Source organism: Zunongwangia sp. HGR-M22, assembly GCF_027594425.1.
GTDB lineage: Bacteria > Bacteroidota > Bacteroidia > Flavobacteriales > Flavobacteriaceae > Zunongwangia.
The window spans coordinates 3,250,468-3,268,780 of record NZ_CP115159.1 but is presented as its reverse complement, the minus strand read 5'-3'; the positions used below and the strand labels follow the sequence as shown (position 1 = coordinate 3,268,780).

The 18,313-nt window shown below is 35.9% G+C and carries 14 protein-coding genes; 8 read left to right on the top strand and 6 right to left on the bottom strand.

Going from position 1 to position 18,313, the window contains the following annotated elements; translation table 11 throughout:
* Positions 1–60: 60 nt before the first annotated feature.
* A complete protein-coding gene (locus PBT91_RS14100) occupies positions 61–576 on the top strand; it encodes a DinB family protein (protein WP_270059097.1) in 516 nt (171 codons plus the stop codon).
* A 150-nt stretch (positions 577–726) separates the two neighbouring features.
* Here PBT91_RS14100 and PBT91_RS14095 read toward each other — a convergent pair whose 3' ends face one another.
* From PBT91_RS14095 to metK, 6 genes are all read right to left on the bottom strand, one after another.
* Entirely contained in the window at positions 727–1,365 is a 639-nt protein-coding gene (locus PBT91_RS14095) for a hypothetical protein (RefSeq protein WP_270059096.1), read from the bottom strand.
* 107 nt (positions 1,366–1,472) lie between these two features.
* A complete protein-coding gene (locus PBT91_RS14090; protein ID WP_270059095.1) occupies positions 1,473–2,417 on the bottom strand; it encodes a pyridoxal-phosphate dependent enzyme in 945 nt (314 codons plus the stop codon).
* Positions 2,418–2,489: 72 nt separating this feature from the next.
* Entirely contained in the window at positions 2,490–3,419 is a 930-nt protein-coding gene (locus PBT91_RS14085) for a 2-hydroxyacid dehydrogenase (protein ID WP_270059094.1), read from the bottom strand.
* 60 nt (positions 3,420–3,479) lie between these two features.
* Entirely contained in the window at positions 3,480–4,844 is a 1,365-nt protein-coding gene (locus PBT91_RS14080; RefSeq protein ID WP_270059093.1) for an acyl-CoA dehydrogenase family protein, read from the bottom strand.
* A 170-nt stretch (positions 4,845–5,014) separates the two neighbouring features.
* Positions 5,015–7,609, bottom strand: a complete 2,595-nt coding sequence (locus PBT91_RS14075; RefSeq protein WP_270059092.1) for a DUF3857 domain-containing protein — start codon at positions 7,607–7,609, stop codon at positions 5,015–5,017.
* Positions 7,610–7,722: 113 nt separating this feature from the next.
* Positions 7,723–8,979, bottom strand: coding sequence for a methionine adenosyltransferase (metK, locus tag PBT91_RS14070; RefSeq protein WP_270059091.1), 1,257 nt, complete (start codon positions 8,977–8,979; stop codon positions 7,723–7,725).
* Between the two features lie 353 nt (positions 8,980–9,332).
* Here metK and PBT91_RS14065 point away from each other — a divergent pair, with 353 nt between their 5' ends.
* From PBT91_RS14065 to cobA, 7 genes are all read left to right on the top strand, one after another.
* The gene (locus PBT91_RS14065; RefSeq protein WP_270059090.1) at positions 9,333–10,760 is read left to right on the top strand and encodes a PQQ-dependent sugar dehydrogenase; all 1,428 of its coding nucleotides are present in this window, start codon (positions 9,333–9,335) and stop codon (positions 10,758–10,760) included.
* 494 nt (positions 10,761–11,254) lie between these two features.
* Positions 11,255–12,532, top strand: coding sequence for an O-acetylhomoserine aminocarboxypropyltransferase/cysteine synthase family protein (locus tag PBT91_RS14060; RefSeq protein WP_270059089.1), 1,278 nt, complete (start codon positions 11,255–11,257; stop codon positions 12,530–12,532).
* Between the two features lie 47 nt (positions 12,533–12,579).
* Positions 12,580–13,746 carry a trans-sulfuration enzyme family protein gene (locus PBT91_RS14055; protein ID WP_270059088.1) on the top strand — a complete coding sequence of 389 codons (1,167 nt, stop codon included), beginning with the start codon at positions 12,580–12,582 and terminating at the stop codon, positions 13,744–13,746.
* Between the two features lie 57 nt (positions 13,747–13,803).
* A complete protein-coding gene (locus PBT91_RS14050; RefSeq protein WP_270059087.1) occupies positions 13,804–14,214 on the top strand; it encodes an RrF2 family transcriptional regulator in 411 nt (136 codons plus the stop codon).
* 154 nt (positions 14,215–14,368) lie between these two features.
* Entirely contained in the window at positions 14,369–14,998 is a 630-nt protein-coding gene (locus PBT91_RS14045; RefSeq protein WP_270059086.1) for a phosphoadenosine phosphosulfate reductase domain-containing protein, read from the top strand.
* A 208-nt stretch (positions 14,999–15,206) separates the two neighbouring features.
* Positions 15,207–17,300, top strand: a complete 2,094-nt coding sequence (locus tag PBT91_RS14040) for a HEPN domain-containing protein (protein WP_270059085.1) — start codon at positions 15,207–15,209, stop codon at positions 17,298–17,300.
* Positions 17,293–18,090 (top strand): uroporphyrinogen-III C-methyltransferase, encoded by a 798-nt coding sequence (gene cobA, locus PBT91_RS14035; RefSeq protein WP_270059084.1) that lies wholly within the window; start codon positions 17,293–17,295, stop codon positions 18,088–18,090. Before PBT91_RS14040 ends, cobA begins: the two co-directional genes overlap by 8 nt.
* Positions 18,091–18,313 lie beyond the last annotated feature (223 nt).

Below are 18,313 nucleotides of genomic sequence, written 5' to 3'. Positions count from 1 at the left end.
AAAGATACTATATCTTTTGCCTGATAATAGTATATTATAACATCACCTTAAGAGTTTTATATGGAAAATGAAAAATCTAGAGAGGTTTGGCTTCGAGGATCTTTACCAGATATACCTTTACTTTTGCAACCAGCCGCCCATGCGCTTTTGCAGTCTAAGGAAGAGGTTTTTAAATATACAGCAACTTTTCCTGAAGCACTACTTTGGAAGAAACCTGCCGGAAGAGCAAGCGTTGGTTTCCACTTGCAACACATTACCGGGGTTTTGGATCGAATGCTAACCTATGCCGAAGAAAAATCTCTTTCTGAAATTCAATTTGAATATTTACGAAAAGAAGGTGTTGAAGATCGCGAGGTGAAAATCGCTAATTTGAAAAAAGCTTTTGCTGAAAAAGTAGATGAAGCGTTGCAGACTTTTAAAAATACACCTGAAGCGATATTAACCGAAAAGAGAACGGTAGGGAGAAAGAAGTTACCTTCTAGTGTGATAGGATTGTACTTTCATGCCGCAGAGCACAGCCAGAGACATATTGGCCAAATGCTAGTTACTATTAGCGTATTAGAAAGTGAAATTTAATAATTAAAAAAGGCTGAGATATATTCTCAGCCTTTTAATAAATTATAGCAAACTACCTAAGGATAAAATCACTAGATTTTTATCAGAAAAATATTCATTATTTCTAGGCAATCCTCGGAGCATTTCATCTCGATTATCGAGTAAAAGTAATTATCTCATTTCAGGATTATCTCTAAGCTCTTTAGCTCTAGAAGAAGGAATAAATACCTGAATACCGAAGTTGAGACCTAAAGAGTTTTGGTATGTAGTGTTTCCTCCACCAACTAAACCATTATACTTAAGATTAGTTTCTAATGCTACGTTATCTGTAAGGAAGTAAGAATATCCTGGGCCTACACCAAAAGCAAATCCGTTGGTAGTATTTCCACCGGCAACATTAACACCAGCGATACCTGCATTTGCTTCAACGAAGAAACGACCGTGGCTTAAAAGATTATCAATTCCTTTTTCACCTGGGCTTAAGTAATATCTAGATAAAGCCTGAAATCCGTATACAGTAGTTTCAGTAGATCCTTCACTCTCTGCAGATTTACTAAATCCGATATTAGCTACAGCTCCCAGCATAAAATTATCTTTTACAAAATATCCAAGTTTTGGACTTAAACCTAAATTGTAACCTGCACCATCGTTTAATCCGAAGTTTAAACCAAGAATACTGCTGTTTCCAGTATTGATTAAGCCACTACCAAAATCACTTCCAACCATAAAATTACCTTCTTGGATTTGAGCATTAGAAATACCAATGCTTCCTAGTAATGCAATCGCGCTTAAAATAATTAATTTCTTCATTTTGATTTTTTTTTGTTTCGCGCAAATTTAGTCAGCTTTCGAGGTTGAAAAATATCATTTAATTCAAGTTTAATATTACTTTAAAATTGCTGTTAAATTTAATTGTTCTAAAGGTTAATTTGGTTAAAATCTACATTTCCGCCTGAAATTATTATCCCGATTTCTTGGTTTTTAAAATCTTCTTTTTTCTTCAAGATAGCTGCTAATGCTACAGCGCTAGAAGGTTCCACTATAATTTTCATTCGTTCCCAAATTAATTTTAGTGCAGTCTTTATTTCATCTTCAGTAACTCGGATTATGCTATCGACATGTTTTTGAATAATTGGAAAGTTTTTATCTCCAAGTTGTGTTTTTAATCCATCGGCGATTGTATTGGAGCTTTTATTAATCTCTATTTTTCCTGAAATTAATGAGCGATAAGCGTCGTCTACTTCAAAAGGTTCGGCTCCAAATGTTTTAGTTTTTTCAGTAAATAGATTCACGGCAAGAGCAGTACCGGCAATTAATCCGCCTCCACCAACGGGAGTTACTACACAATTAAGATTAGGCTTTTTTTGAATCAATTCAAAAGCCGCGGTACCCTGTCCTAAAATCACATCAATATCATTAGAAGGATGAACGAATGTAGCGCCTTTTTTCTCAACGATGTTTTGCGCGGTTTCTTCGCGGTCTTTTAAAGTTGGTGGACATTCAGTAATAATTCCGTTATAAGTTTTTACGGCATCTTTTTTTACCTGAGGCGCAGTAGATGGCATGACTATATAAGCAGGAATTCCTAAACTTTTGGCTGCTAAAGATAGTGCCTGGGCAAAGTTACCTGAAGAATGTGTAACCACTCCTTTTTGCTGATCTTTTTTGCTTAGTTGTAAGATTGCATTAGTGGCACCACGCATCTTGAAAGCACCCATTTTTTGGAAATTCTCACATTTAAAATAAATGGAACAACCTGCAATTTGATTTATTAATGAAGAGGTGAAAATTGGCGTTTCGTGAATATATGGTTTTATGCGCTCATGAACCTGTAATAAGCTTTTTTGAGTAAAATTGTCCATAAATATAAATGCTGAAATTGGTTGGGAAATTAACCAATTTCAGCATTAGGAAAAATGATTTGTTATATAATTCTAATAACCGCGATCCTGTTCTACCACATTTTTCAATTCTTCACCATCTTTAAAACGTTCGTAATTATCAACGATCTGAGGAATTACAGATTCAGCTTCGGTTAAACTTGCGGTATGCGGAGTAATACTAATTCTCTTGTGATCCCAAAAAGCATGATCTTCTGGTAAAGGTTCTTCTTTAAATACATCTAAAGAGGCGCCTGCTAAATGGCCATTATCAATCATTTCTATAAGGTTATTTTCTTCTAAATGTTCGCCACGACCTACATTTATAACATAAGCACCTTTAGGCAGTTTCTCGAATAATTCTTTATTTAAAATTCCGGTTGTCTCATCAGTTAGTGGAAGAAGACAAATAAGAATTTCAGAATTACTTAAAAAATCATCTAAACTGCCATCACCAGAATAGGATTTGATATCTTCACAATCTTTCTCGGTACGAGACCAGCCTGAAACCTGAAAGTTATTTTTTGCTAAGAGTTTTGCGGTGGCGGTACCAATAACACCCATTCCCATAACACCTATTTTCATATCGCTGTTACGGCAATACTTCATCACATTCCAGTTATGATCTTTCTCCTGATGTTTGTATGCGGAAAGATGTCGAGTGTGATTCATCACCAAAGCAAGAACAAACTCACTTAAATCGCTGGTTAATTGCTCATCTACAACTCTGGTAATTTTAACTCCTTCAGGAAATTCAGGATCTGATGTGATATGATCTACACCGGCACCCATTGAGGCAACAACTTTTAAATTTGGATAATTTTTGAATAGACCACGAGGATGTTTCCAACTAATGGCAAATTCAACTTCTTCAGTGTCGTGGTCTTCGGGATAAGTATAAACATTCATTCCAGGATGTTGACCTTTTAAATTTTCTACCCATTTAGATACATCTCTACCTGGGGCTACAACTAATACTGACATTTAATTCTAATTTTTGCCCTCATCGAGGGTTTTGATTTTTAATTTTTAATTTGAAGTTTGTTAACTAACAAAAGCACTATAACCGGTAATTGCTCTACCAACAATTAAAGAATTGATCTCTTTGGTACCCTCGTAACTGTAAATCGCCTCGGCATCTGCCACAAAACGAGCTACATCGTGTTCCAATAAAATTCCGTTACCGCCCATTACTTCACGAGCACGGCTCACTACATCTCGCATTCGCATACTACAATACACTTTAGCTAGAGAAGCATGTTCATCGGTTAGCATATCTGCATCTTGCATTTCAGAAAGTCTAAAACATAAGGTTTGCATCGACGTAAGGTTAGAAACCATTTCTACTAAATGATTCTGCACTAACTGGTATGAAGCAATAGGGCGCCCAAACTGTTCTCTTTTACGAGTGTATTTAAGCGCACTTTCGTAAGCACCGCGAGCACAACCTACGGCTTGCCACGCAACACCGGCGCGCGTCATACGTAATACATTGGCGGTATCTTTAAAAGAATTTGCATTTTGTAATCTATCACTTTCTGCAACTTTACATTCGGTAAGCGTGATAAGGGCATTTTGTACAATACGAAGCGCCATTTTATCTTCCATTTTTTCGGCTTTAAAACCGGGATTATCTTTCTCTACCAAAAAGCCTTTTACCTGGTTGCTGTCTACATCTCTCGCCCAAATTATGATCACATCGGCAAAAGTGGCATTACCAATCCATTTTTTTTGTCCGTTTAAAATCCAGTTCTCACCATCATATTTACAGGTGGTTTCTAAACCTCCGGCAACGCCAGATCCTACATTGGGTTCGGTTAGACCAAAAGCGCCAATTTTCTCTAGTTTTTGCATCTGCGGAAGCCATTTTTGCTTTTGTTCCTCGCTACCACATAAATAAATAGATCCCATTGCCAGGCCGCTGTGAACACCAAAAAAAGTTGAGGTAGAAACATCGACTCTTGCAATTTCTTGCGCGATAATTCCTTCCATTAAAAACGGAAGATTAGGGCAACCATAACCTTCGTATGGAATACCGGCAATATTTAGTTTTTTGAATTTTTCGATAATTTCGAAAGGAAATTTTGCGCGATTCCAGTGGTCATTAATTAATGGACGAATTTCGTCTTCCATAAGATTGCGCACTTTCATCTGAAGTTCGCGTTGTTCTTTGGTAAGTTTATAATCAAGATTATAGAAATCGCCATCGATAGGAGGAAGGTCACTTTGTGATTTGTGACGCTTGGTTTTTAACATTTTCATGAGTCCGGCAAGCTGGCGCTCATCTAAAGTACCTAAAGCTTTCATTGCTTCAGACAAATCGATTTGTTTATTAATTTTTGCCAGCTGATCCATATCAACCGACTTTAACAGGTTTACCGTGTTTCTTACTTTTTTAAAAAAAGACATGAGACTGCTTTTGTTGTAATCTCAAGTTAATGATTAAAAAGTCCCGCCGCTGTTAAGGAATTCCGAAGAAAAAGATAAAATCGGAAAGGGTTTAGTTAGAACATTTTTAAATAAAAAATCCCCTGAAATGATCAGGGGATTTTAGATGTTTATGGGCTGTATTTTTAAGATTATACCGATGGCTTGTTTTCTAAAAAGTTCATGTTTTCGACATTTCCTTTTTCGGTTTTTTTCTTCTTATATGTATTTACAAAAGTATCTTTTACCCTTTCAGAATATATAAAGTATGGAATCCAAATTATGCACGCAATTAGTGATTTAAATACCTCTTTATATAAATCGGGACCGGGGGCTGTAGCATATACAGACGGAATAAAGGACGCTACCAGCGTATCTAAACTTACACCTACAAAATTGAAAACATAAAAAGCAATAATTAGTTTTGGCGCTATTGTTCTTCTTTTGAAGAAAATAATCAATATAAAAATATTGAAAGCAAGAGAAATAGCATTAAACATGATTTCAAAAAAGACTAGTCCAACTAAAGCTTTATTTCCGGTAGACCAAAGTAATAAATAATCGGAGGTAAAATACTCATTATTTATCATTGGCGATAAGGTAAATAACGGAGAAAGGCAAAGCCCTATTGCTATTAAAATTAGCCAGCCACCTATTGGGCGATGATCGTCTGGATGCGCTTTAGATGGAATGTCGTAATTGGTGTAAATTAAACGGCATAAGAATACCACCCCGGTAAATACTACTAGGAATAAAAACAATGCAAACCAGGAAAGATCAGAAACATCGTTATTGGCATAACTTTCTGCAAGGCTTTGATTATAGGTGAGGTAATAGGAAATGTTTTCTGAAGCTTTTTCATGAGCTTTTAGAAATTCTGAATAATCTTTAGCAGGTACATGATCGCTTAAAGATTTGTATTTGTGAGTAATATCGATTCTAGCATTGGAATATTTAGATTGGTAAGTATATTCAAAATAAGGATTATCAGACTTATAATATTCGGTATTTACTTCCCATTTCTCAGGAGTGAAAATAACAATGTTATAATCGATATTGGTGCTTTCGTTTATATAATATGGTGATTTACGTTTTGCTGTTTTCTGCGGAAACATAAAATTATCGATGGGCAATGCATAGTATTGTGAATAGATCTGGCTTGGATCATCTGGCATTTCTGTCCAGTGATTTGGGATCCTGTATTCTTCGTAAACTGTAAAGGTGTTTTTTTGATCGCGCTCATCCTTAAAATAAAGTTCTTCGGAAACTTCAATATCAGCATAGGCCAAACTATAAAAATCTAGATAGCTTTTTTGAATGCTGCTAATCCCATTTCCGTTAAACTCAGCCCTTGTTATATCTGCCTTATAACCGCTATAAACCGTTTCGACTTTAAGGCGTGTTGGTCCGCCAATGGAGTCGATAATAAAAGTTTCTGTAATATTAGTTTTTCCGTAATCTGGCTTTTCAAATTTTGTAAGTGTTGAAGTACCTTCGTCTAAAATGAGTCCGTAGCCATAATCTGGTGCAAAAATTGCTTCAGCATTACCACCCTGATTATTAATGGTAGGATCTATAAAATAATCTTTATTAAATCTGTGATATTGCACGATACAGTGATCAAAAGAATTTGGCGATGGTAAGTCTTTGTTTACGGTATTTCCAAAAGTTGAATTAACCAAAATCGGGTGCGCATCTATATTGTATGCTTTTAAAAGTTCACTTAATAAAAAAGATTTGTCTTTGCAATCACCATACCGGCGGTTGAAAATTTCTTTTGGATTACTGGGTTTGTGAGAACTTAAGCCATTTTCGAAACCTAAATATCTTATTTTATCCTGAACAAATCTTGTTAGCGGCACAATGGGATCGTCGAAAACAGTATCGGCTTCTATAATTTCTTTAGCTTTCGCCCGTAACCATTTTCTATCTGAAACAGATATTTGATAATATTGATTATAGTTTTTAGCGACGTCATTCCAGCTGGTAAACTGTGAAACTTGGTAAGATTTTGAAGCGTCGTACCAGGCCGGCGTATTATTGTCGTAAACAGTAGTTTTTGGGTTATTGTTTTTTATTACGTATTCTGTGTAATTGGGATGTTCGGTAATCTTAGGTTTATCGATGCCATTAAAAAATTTGATCTCAAAATCCTTGTTTTTAGGTACCAGATATTTTCCGTAGATATTTACTACAGGAAGCGAATATTCTAAGTATTCTTCCGTAGAAAAAAATCCATTATGCACAGGATTAAAACCTTTGCGAGTGTAGCTATATTCTATAATATCTCCCACTCTTACGTCTGTTAGATTAAAAAGTGCAGAAAGGGAACCGTCGTATAAATGTCTTTCCAGATTTGTTTCTCGCTGTACGGTTTTTATCCGATTTAGGTCCAATTGGTCGATCACTTGATCATCGCGGTAGATATTGATTTTGTGTAAAAATAAACTTTGATAATCTGGATCAAATTCGATAGTGAAATCGCTCATTTCCTGCACGCCGTCATTATTAAGGATTTTAAAAGCCAGATGGCGATAAGCTTTTTCTTCCATTAAATTGAATTGTGCATCTACCAATAAATACAAAAAAGGCGAATTATCAAGTTCTTTCTTTTCTGAAGAAAGTTTCGCTTGTATTGGTGTAACCCAGTCTGGTGTTTTTGATTGAAAAACTTGGTCGCTTTGTGCTGAAATTGCACATAGCCAAAGGCACGCGAATAACGTGCAGATCGATTGTAAGCGCTTCATAGAGATGTTAATGAAATCTCAAATAAACGTTAATAAAATTAAAAAAGGAAATTTTGTGGTATAAAAAATCCCCTGATTATTCAGGGGATTTTATTTAATTTATAGGATGAAAATTACAATCCAAAAGCTTCTTTTACTTTCTCTACGTAATCTAGTTTTTCCCAGGTAAATAATTCGACTTCTTTTTTAACTTCTCCGCTATACGGACTCTTGAAAATTTTAGTAACCGTTCTCGATTCTTTTCCCATATGGCCATAAGCTGCAGTTTCGCGGTAAATAGGATTTCTCAGATTTAAGCGCTCTTCAATAGCAAATGGGCGCATATCAAAAATCTCTCTTACTTTTTTAGCAATCTCACCATTACTCATTTCAACTTTAGAAGTACCATAAGTATCTACTGAAATCGATGTTGGTTCTACAACACCAATAGCGTAAGAAACCTGCACCAAAACTTCATCTGCAACGCCGGCTGCAACTAAGTTTTTAGCAATATGTCTAGAGGCGTAAGCGGCAGATCGGTCTACTTTACTAGGATCTTTCCCAGAGAACGCACCACCACCGTGAGCTCCTTTACCACCGTAAGTATCTACGATAATTTTTCTTCCGGTTAGTCCGGCATCTCCATGCGGCCCACCAATTACAAATTTTCCGGTAGGGTTTATATGATAAGTAATATCTTCGCTAAATAATGTTTGAACGTATTCTGGCAATTGAGCGATCACACGAGGCATCAAAATTTCAATAATATCTTTTTTAATTTTCGTCAGCATTTCCTCGTCTACTTCCATAAACTGGTCATGCTGAGTAGAAAGTACGATAGCTACAATGCGCTGCGGAATGTTATCATCACTATATTCAATTGTAACCTGGCTTTTAGCATCAGGTCTTAAATAGGTAATATCTTTATTTTCACGACGAAGTTTAGCAAGCTCGATCATCATTTTATGAGAAATATCCAGTGCAAGTGGCATATAATTCTCGGTTTCAGAAGTGGCATAACCAAACATCATTCCCTGGTCTCCTGCACCTTGTTCTTCTTTCGAAGCGCGATCTACACCCTGATTAATATCTGGAGATTGTTCATGGATTAATGAAATTACGCCACAAGAATCGCCACTAAATTGATAAGCGCCTTTGGTATATCCAATATCGTTAATAACATCTCTGGCAATTTGCTGAACGTCTAAGTATGTATTAGATCGTACTTCACCAGCCAAAACTACTTGTCCTGTTGTCACTAAAGTTTCGCAAGCTACTTTAGAATCTTCATCAAAAGCTAAAAAATTATCTAATAAGGTATCACTAATCTGATCGGCAATCTTATCGGGATGTCCTTCAGAAACACTTTCTGAAGTAAATAAATAAGCCATAAACTTTATCCTTTAAATTATAAAAAGAGGAAAATTTGACGTAAAGGCAGGCTATATAAGTAGTACTGCTTTAGCATTTTTAACCATCTAAAATTAGAAAGTTATAGGGTTGCAATCAGTCAAATCTTTCCCTGTTATTATTTCAGGGACAAATGTATAAAATAGTTTTTTTAATAAAGCGCTCTTTAACGTCTTTTTATTGGCACTATTTTTTTGCCGATCCTTAATTTAATAAGTTTCTTTTTTGAAATGATTATCAATTTTTAACAGCATTGGTATCTGTTTACCTCTTAATTTTAAAACGTAATTTTTTGTTTTACAAATAGATATCAATATGATTAAAATTATTTTTGTTGCTGTTTCTTTTAAGCTTTTCACAGCGAATATATTCTCAACCAAAAAATTCTAATGATTCATTGGTATTCACTAAGCGAATCATAGCCGAGAATTTAAAAGATCCCTGGGCTATTGTTTACGGCCCAGACGATTATTTATGGGTTGTAGAATCCAAAAAGTATTTGCTTAGTCGAATACATCTAGAAACAAAAAAGAAAACTGTTTTAAAAGATTTTACACCAAATCGAAATTTTTCCGGAGAGAAAAGCTGGCCCATGGGCGGACTTATGGGCTTGGCCTTACATCCAGATTTTACAAAAGGAAAGCCTTTTGTGTATGTTGCTTACGTTTATCAATTTAATGCTGAAAATACCGAAGATGGCTGTAAGGATAATTTTGGAGGTTGTTTTTACAAGATAAAATTGGAGCGGTATCAATATGATAAAACAACACAGGAATTGAAAAATCCATTCACTATTTGCGATACTATTCCCGGAAGTAGCGACCATAATGGTGGCGATTTAAAAATAGCACATATAAATAATAAACCGTATTTGTTTTATAGCACCGGAGATATGGGTGCCGGTCAATATGGAAATGCAGGCAGAAAAAATCGAGTTCAGGATATCAATTCTTATGAAGGAAAAATTTTACGATTTAATCTAGAGCCTGATAGTACTGCAGTGAATCAAAATTCATGGATTCCGAAGGATAATCCATTTAGTGCTGAAAAGCGAAACGCGGTTTGGACGTATGGTCATCGAAATCCGGAAGGTATTGCTGAAGGGAAAATTAACGGGAAATATAGGTTATATTCTTCAGAACATGGTCCGTTTGGAGATGATGAGGTTAACCAAATTAAGAAAGGCAAAAATTACGGACATCCTTTGGTTATAGGATATAACGATGGTAATTATAATGGATTTGCTGCCGGGGTTTCCAATCATGATTATTTGCCGGGAAAATGGAATACTGCTTATCCATTAGTAGAGGATGAAAGTGAAAATGCAAAAAAAATGGGACAAATTTTTGAAGAACCTATTAAAGTTTTAGGGTTAATTTCTTCGGAAACCTTATCAAAAATTTTTGAACATCGGTTGAAAAATGAGGATGGTCCAGATTGGGAAGCGGTCGCTCCCAGTAGTATTGCTGTTTACGATAAAAAAGCTATTCCCAGCTGGCAAAACTCACTATTAATACCTTCCTTAAAACAAGGAGAATTATTGCAATTGAAATTGAACAAAAAAGGACATAAGATAATTGGTGAACCCAAAAGCTATTTTAAAGGAGAAGTACGATATCGTGAAGTAGAAGTTTCACCAGATGGTTCAAAAATCTATCTCACTACCGATTATAGTTCACAAAGTTCAAATCCTTCAAAAAACAATAAAAATAAAGTGAATTGTAAGGGATGTATTATAGAATACACAATAAAAAATGAATAACGCAAAGCTTTCGGAAAAAGAATATTAATTTTTAAATTAAATTTGGATAGGAAAAAAATCTGTGTTTATATTTGCAGATATAGAATTGTAAGAAAATGATTTTGAATACTATGATGCGCTTTATGTTTATGATGTGGAAATCTTCCGCAGCGCGCGCTATTGTATAAATTTAAATAGTTATAATATATAAAAGCCGCTGCCAAAAACAGCGGCTTTTTTTATGCTAAAAAATGACAATATGAATGTAGTACCCGTATTCTTCAAGGTTAGTGTACCGATGTATATGTGCAAAAAAATGCACTGCTATTACCTAAATTGAGGAATAATTTCAATAAGGTCTCCCTGGTAATAGCTCAAAACGGAGATCGTTTCATTTTACTTGATAATCGAGATTAAATGCTCCGAGGCTTGCCTCGAGATAATAAATAATTTTCTGATAAATGCCTTTTGGGCTTGCCCTTGCCCTGAGGTAGTTTATTTAAAAAACAAAAAATATGAGTACTACTAAATTTGCTACAAACGCGTTACATGCCGGTCACGACGTAACTACTAACGGAGGAACAAGAGCCGTTCCTATTTACCAAACAACGTCTTACGTCTTTAAAGATTCTGATGAGGCAGCCGGTAGATTTTCATTGGCGCAACCGGGTTATATTTATACCCGTTTAAATAATCCTACCAACGATGTTCTAGAACAGCGATTAGCTGCTTTAGAAGGTGGGATTGGCGCCGTAGTTACCGCATCGGGAACCGCAGCTATCAATACTGCTTTGTTAACCCTATTGAAAGCCGGAGATCATATAGTTGCTTCCAATAGTTTATACGGAGGAACTTATAATTTACTGAGTGTTACCTTGCCACGATTTGGAATTACTACCACTTTTGTAGATCCTTCTGATCCTGAAAACTTTGGTAAAGCAGTTAAAGAAAATACCCGTGCTGTTTTTGCGGAATCGTTGGGAAATCCAAAATTGGATGTATTAGACTTAAAAAAGATTTCAGCACAGGCAAAAGCGCACAATATTCCGTTTATTGTTGATAATACGGTAGCAACACCATATCTTCTGAAACCTATAGAATTTGGAGCTGATATTGTGATTGAGTCTCTTACAAAATATATCAGTGGTAATGGAACTTCTCTTGGAGGCGCTATAATCGATGCAGGTACTTTTGATTGGGTCAGTGGTAAGTTTCCTGAATTTACTGAACCTTCAGCTGGTTATCATGGTTTGGTGTATCACGAAGCATTAGGAAATGCTGCTTTTATTGCAAAAGTTCGTGTTGAAGGATTACGTGATCATGGTGCAGCTTTAAGTCCTTTTAATGCTTTTCAGATTATTCAGGGATTAGAGACTTTGAGAATCAGAATAAAACAACATAGCGAAAATGCATTGGCTTTAGCCCAATGGTTGCAGGAACAAGAAGTGGTAACATGGGTTAATTACCCTGGTTTATCAAGCAGTCCGTATTACGAATTAGCAAAAGAATATTTGCCTGAAGGTCAAAGCGGAATTATCACTTTTGGCGTAAAAGGCGGGTACGACTCGGCTAAAATTGTAGCTAACGATACCAAATTATTTTCTTTATTGGCCAATATTGGAGATACTAAATCCTTAATAATACATCCTGCGAGTACCACGCACCAGCAGCTTGATGAAAAAGCACAAAACGATGCTGGTGTTACTCAAGATTTAATCCGTTTGTCGGTAGGTTTGGAAGATATTTCCGATTTAAAAGACGACCTGTTAAATGTATTTTCAACAATAAAATAAGTAATTTTCAATTCTGAATTGAATTTCAAACAATAAAACGTTAAGGTATGTCTACCCCAAATTTTGAAACCGAAGCTATTAGAACGCAAATGGAACGTTCGCAACATTTAGAACATTCTGCGCCTTTATATTTAACCTCTAGTTATATTTTTGAAGATGCTGAAGATATGCGCGCTTCATTTTCTGAAGAAAAAGAACGGAATATTTACAGCCGATTTTCGAATCCAAATACATCAGAGTTTGTTGAGAAAATTTGCAAAATGGAAGGAGCAGAAGCGGGCTATGCCTTTGCTACTGGAATGAGTGCGGTATTTTCTTCACTAGCTGCGTTGTTAAATGCCGGAGATCATATCCTTTCAGCTCGATCGGTTTTTGGAAGCACACATTCGTTGTTTACCAAATTTTTTCCGAAGTGGAATATATCTCACACCTATTTCAAGGTAAATGAGGTAGATAAAATTGAAAGTTTAATTAAACCGGAGACCAAAATTATTTTTGCGGAAACCCCAACAAATCCTGGAGTAGATATTATAGATCTTGAAGTTTTAGGTGAAATTGCTAAAAAACACAATCTAATTTTGGTGATCGATAATTGTTTTGCCACGCCATATATTCAGAATCCGATAAAATACGGAGCCGATTTGGTGATTCATTCAGCTACCAAAATGATTGATGGGCAGGGAAGAGTTTTAGGCGGAGTTACCGTAGGAAATTCAGAATTGATTAGAGAAATTTATTTGTTTTCAAGAAATACAGGGCCGGCATTAAGTCCGTTTAATGCCTGGGTGCTTTCTAAAAGTTTGGAAACTTTAGCTGTTCGCTTAGAAAAGCATTGTGAAAATGCACAAAAATTAGCTGAGTTCTTAGAGGCGCATCCTAACGTACAACTTGTAAAATATCCATTTTTAAAATCGCATCCGCAATACGAAATTGCTAAAAAGCAAATGCGATTGGGTGGTAATATTATTTCTTTTGAAATTAAAGGGGGAATCGATGCCGGGAGAAAATTTTTAAATTCCGTAAAAATGTGTTCCAGAAGTGCCAATCTTGGCGATACCCGTAGCATTGTAACACACCCGGCAAGTACCACCCATAGCAAATTAAGCGAAGAAGATCGATTAGAAGTGGGGATTACAGACGGTTTAATAAGAACTTCTGTAGGTTTAGAGCATATCGACGATATTATTGCCGATATTAAACAAGCCTTAGATTAAAATAGTATTGAAAGTATAACGGCGAATGGAAAGATTAAAATTATTTATATTCGCCGTATGCTTTCAAAGAAAACGAAATACGGAATTAAGGCACTTACTTTTATTGCCAGGCAACCAGGACGAAAACCGGTGCAAACTTCAGAAATTGCCAAGAGCGAGAATATCTCTCAAAAGTTTTTGGAAAGTATTCTTTTAATCCTTCGGAAGTCAGGCTTTTTGGGTTCTAAAAAAGGAAAAGGTGGTGGATACTATCTTATTAAAGAGCCAGAAGATATTCAAATGACTGCTGTTATTAGAGTTTTAGAAGGTCCTATTGCCATGGTTCCTTGTGTAAGTCTTAATTATTACGAGAAATGTGATGATTGCCCAGATGAAAAAACATGTTCTGTTCATAAACTAATGATTCAGGTTCGTGACAGTACTTTAAATGTTTTTGGTGAAAATACATTAGCCGACTTGGCTTTGTAGTAGTTATTTAAAACGTAAAATGTTAAAAATCAAAATTTAATCAACAAATTGTTGGTCTATATTAAAATGAAAGTTACTTTTGCTTTAATAACCTACTAAATCTATAGGTTATTAGATTTAAAATATAAAAGTGGACTTCAGGAAAGATAAGATTATGAAAAGGTATACAGAGAAAGAACTAAAAATCCTTAATCAGCAACTAAAAGGTATAAGCCCTGAAGAAATTATCCAGTGGGTAATTCTTAATAGTAAGCGTCCGGTGGTGACAACTAATTTTAGACCTTACGAAGTGGCAATTTTACATGCTGTCTCAAAAATTAAATCTGATGTTCAGGTGGTATGGTGTGATACGGGGTATAACACGCCGCAAACATATAAGCACGCTAGAGAAGTAATCGATACTTTAGATCTTAATGTGAAGGTTTATATGCCAAAGCAAACTGCAGCTTATAGAGATGCAATGTTTAACGGTATCCCGCAGGTAGACAGCGCAGATCATGATGAATTTACCCGGCAGGTTAAGTTAGAACCTTTCCAGAGAGCGATGAGAGAGCAGCAACCAGATATTTGGTTTACAAATCTTAGAAAAGGACAAACTGCGTTTCGTAATAGTATAGATATTCTTAGTTATAGTAAAGATGGTCTTTTAAAGGTGAGTCCGTTTTATCATTGGAGTGACCAAAAACTAGATCTTTATCTGGAAGAACACGGCTTACCTAACGAGCATAAATATTTTGATCCAACAAAAGTATTGGCAAATAGAGAATGTGGACTTCACGCTTAATATTATATTTTAAAAGAAGACTGAAAAATGACAAATTTTAATACAAAAATGATCTGGTGTAAATCGATGTGCATGCGCAGTTATTCCTGCACTTAAAAGTGTTTTTGTATTTAGTTATATAGGAAGTCCTTTTAAGTGTAAAACACAAAAAAGGACTTTTTTATTTACATCTGTTTCTAGCAGATAGCTCATTAAAATTATATTATCCATGCAAAGTTTTAGAACCGAAATTGAAAATCCTGTTGTCGAAAAAGACATCATCGATTTAGAAAAGAAAATTCGGCTGTTCCGTGAGGGACAAGCAGACGAAGAAAAATTCCGAAGCCTGCGCTTGGCGCGTGGAGTTTACGGCCAAAGGCAGGCTGGTGTACAAATGGTTCGTATAAAACTGCCTTTTGGAAAAGTAACTTCAGAACAATTGCATCGAATTGCCGATGTGTCTGATGAATATTCTACCGGAAGATTGCATATCACTACCCGTCAGGATATACAGATTCACTATGTAAGTCTCGATCGAACGCCAGAGCTTTGGGCGCAATTAGAGAAAGATGATATCACGCTTCGTGAAGCCTGCGGTAATACAGTAAGAAATATTACAGCTTCGCCAACGGCCGGTATCGATGTCGATGAACCTTTTGATGTTTCACCGTATGCCGATGCTGCGTTTCGATTTTTTCTACGGAATCCTATTTGCCAGGAAATGGGACGTAAGTTTAAAATCGCTTTTTCTGCAACCGATGAGGATACAGCACTAAGTTATATCCATGATCTGGGTTTTATCCCGAAATTAAAAGATGGAAAACGCGGCTTTAAGGTAATGTTAGGAGGCGGACTAGGTTCACAGCCACGTCACGCCGATAAATTATATGATTTTATTGAAGCTGAAGAAATTATTCCGCTGATAGAATCGGTGCTTCGCGTTTTTGATCGTCATGGCGAACGTGCTAAACGATTAAAAGCCAGGATGAAGTTTTTAATTAAAGATATTGGTTTAGATGCTTTTTTAGATTTAGTAGCAGAACAGAAAAAAGCACTTTCTACAAAGCAACCTGAATTTCATATCGAAAAGTTTGAAGCGGCTCCAGTACTTCAGGAAGTTGAAATTTCTTCCGTAGAAATTGAAGATCAAAAAGAGTTTGAAGTTTGGCGAAACACCAATGTTATTCCTCAGAAACAACAGGGATTATTTGCTATAGGAATTCGAGTTCCGTTAGGCGATTTTTATACTGGTGGTGCTAGAAAGTTGGCCGATTTGGTCAAAAAATATGCAGGTAACGAAATTCGTTTAAGCTTACGCCAGGATATTTTAATTCGTCATGTTCGGGAGCCATTTTTACCATTTTTCTATACCGAATTAAAAAAGTTGGGCTATGCGGAAACGGGATACAATAAAACAGTCGATATTACCGCTTGCCCAGGAACCGATACCTGTAACTTAGGAATCGCCAGTAGTACCGGAATTGCAGACGTATTGGAAGATGTTCTAAAAGAAGAATATCCGCAGTTTATTAACGGAAAAGATATTACTATAAAGATTAGCGGTTGTATGAATGCTTGCGGTCAGCACAATATGGCTGAAATTGGTTTTCAGGGCATGTCAATTAAATCGGGTAAAGCCGTAGCTCCGGCATTGCAAGTATTACTTGGTGGCGGTGTTCTTGGAAATGGTGAAGGTCGTTTTGCCGATAAAGTGGTAAAAGTTCCTAGTAAACGTGGCCCAGAAGCTTTACGATTATTGCTGAATGATTTTGATACTAATGCTGGAACTGATGAAAAATTTATCCATTATTACGATCGTCAGGGGAAAACGTATTTCTACGATTTACTAAAAGACTTAGCGGATACATCGAATCTTAATGAAAATGATTTTATCGATTGGGGCCACGAAAAACCCTATATCAAAGCCGTTGGTGTTGGTGAATGTGCGGGCGTGGTGATCGATCTTATTGCCACCTTACTATTTGAAAGTGAAGAGAAAATAGACAATGCACAGAGTGCGTTGGATCGCAAGGCATGGTCAGATTCTCTTTATCATTCCTATACTTCAATCGTAAATTCTGCAAAAGCATTGTTGTTAGCCGATGATGTAAAAACGAATACTCAAGCGGGAATTATCGCCCAGTTTGACGAATTGTTTGTAGAAACCGGAAAAATAGAACTGTCAACTACGTTTAAAGAATTTGCTTATCAATTGAATGAGCATGAACCTAGCGAAGAGTTTGCTCAAAAATATATTGAAGATGCGCGTTTATTCTTAAAAAGAGTAGATGCCTATAGAACGAAGGAGGTGCAAAATGTATAATTTACCAAAATTAAGTGTAGTTGGTGCCGGTCCTGGAGATCCGGAACTAATCACTCTAAAAGCTTTAAATACACTTAAATCTGCAAAAGTTGTGCTTTACGATGCACTCATTAATCGTGAGCTACTCGAATACGCACCGCAAGCCGAGCATATTTATGTTGGGAAACGGAAAAATAAACATCGGTATTCTCAGGATGAGATCAATGAGCTAATCGTGAATTATGCCAATGAACGGGGGCATGTTGTACGATTAAAAGGAGGTGATCCTTTTATCTTCGGAAGAGGTTCTGAAGAGATTAATTATGCCAAAAGCAAAGGCTTGGATACAGCGGTAATTTCAGGAATAACTTCATCTATTGCGGTTCCGGCCAATGTTGGAATTCCGCTTACACAACGCGGAACTTCAGAAAGTTTTTGGGTAATTACGGGAACAACTTCGGCTAGAAAATTATCGAATGATGTCTATCTGGCTGCGCAATCTACGGCTACTGTTGTGATTTTGATGGGAATGAGCAAGTTATCTGAAATTGTAAAGATTTTTAGCGAATTTGGGAAAGAAGATACGCCAGTAGGGATTATTCAAAACGGTACCACTATCAACGAGCAATCTGGTTTTGGAACCATTAAAACTATAGAAAAAGTAGTTGCTGAAAAAGAACTTACGGCACCTTCAATTATTGTAATTGGTGAAGTGGTGAAAGAAAGTCATCAATTACCGAAAGAACTAAAAGAAGCAAGCGGTTTTTCAGCTTCAGAATATTCAAAATTTCTTAAAATAGGAGCAGCATAGTTAGAAGTTAGATTTTAGAGCGCTATCGCTGTTAGAATTTTGAAATTTGACGAAAGAGGATCGAAATAAATGATTTCATGATGTCGATAGGATTGTCAGGCATCAAAGAAACAACACTAATTAATTTTTGAATTTTAAATGTTGGATTCCGATTTTAATTAAGTAGTTAGATTTTAAAAACAAGAACTTATATCATATTATTTCAAATTTAAAATATTGAATT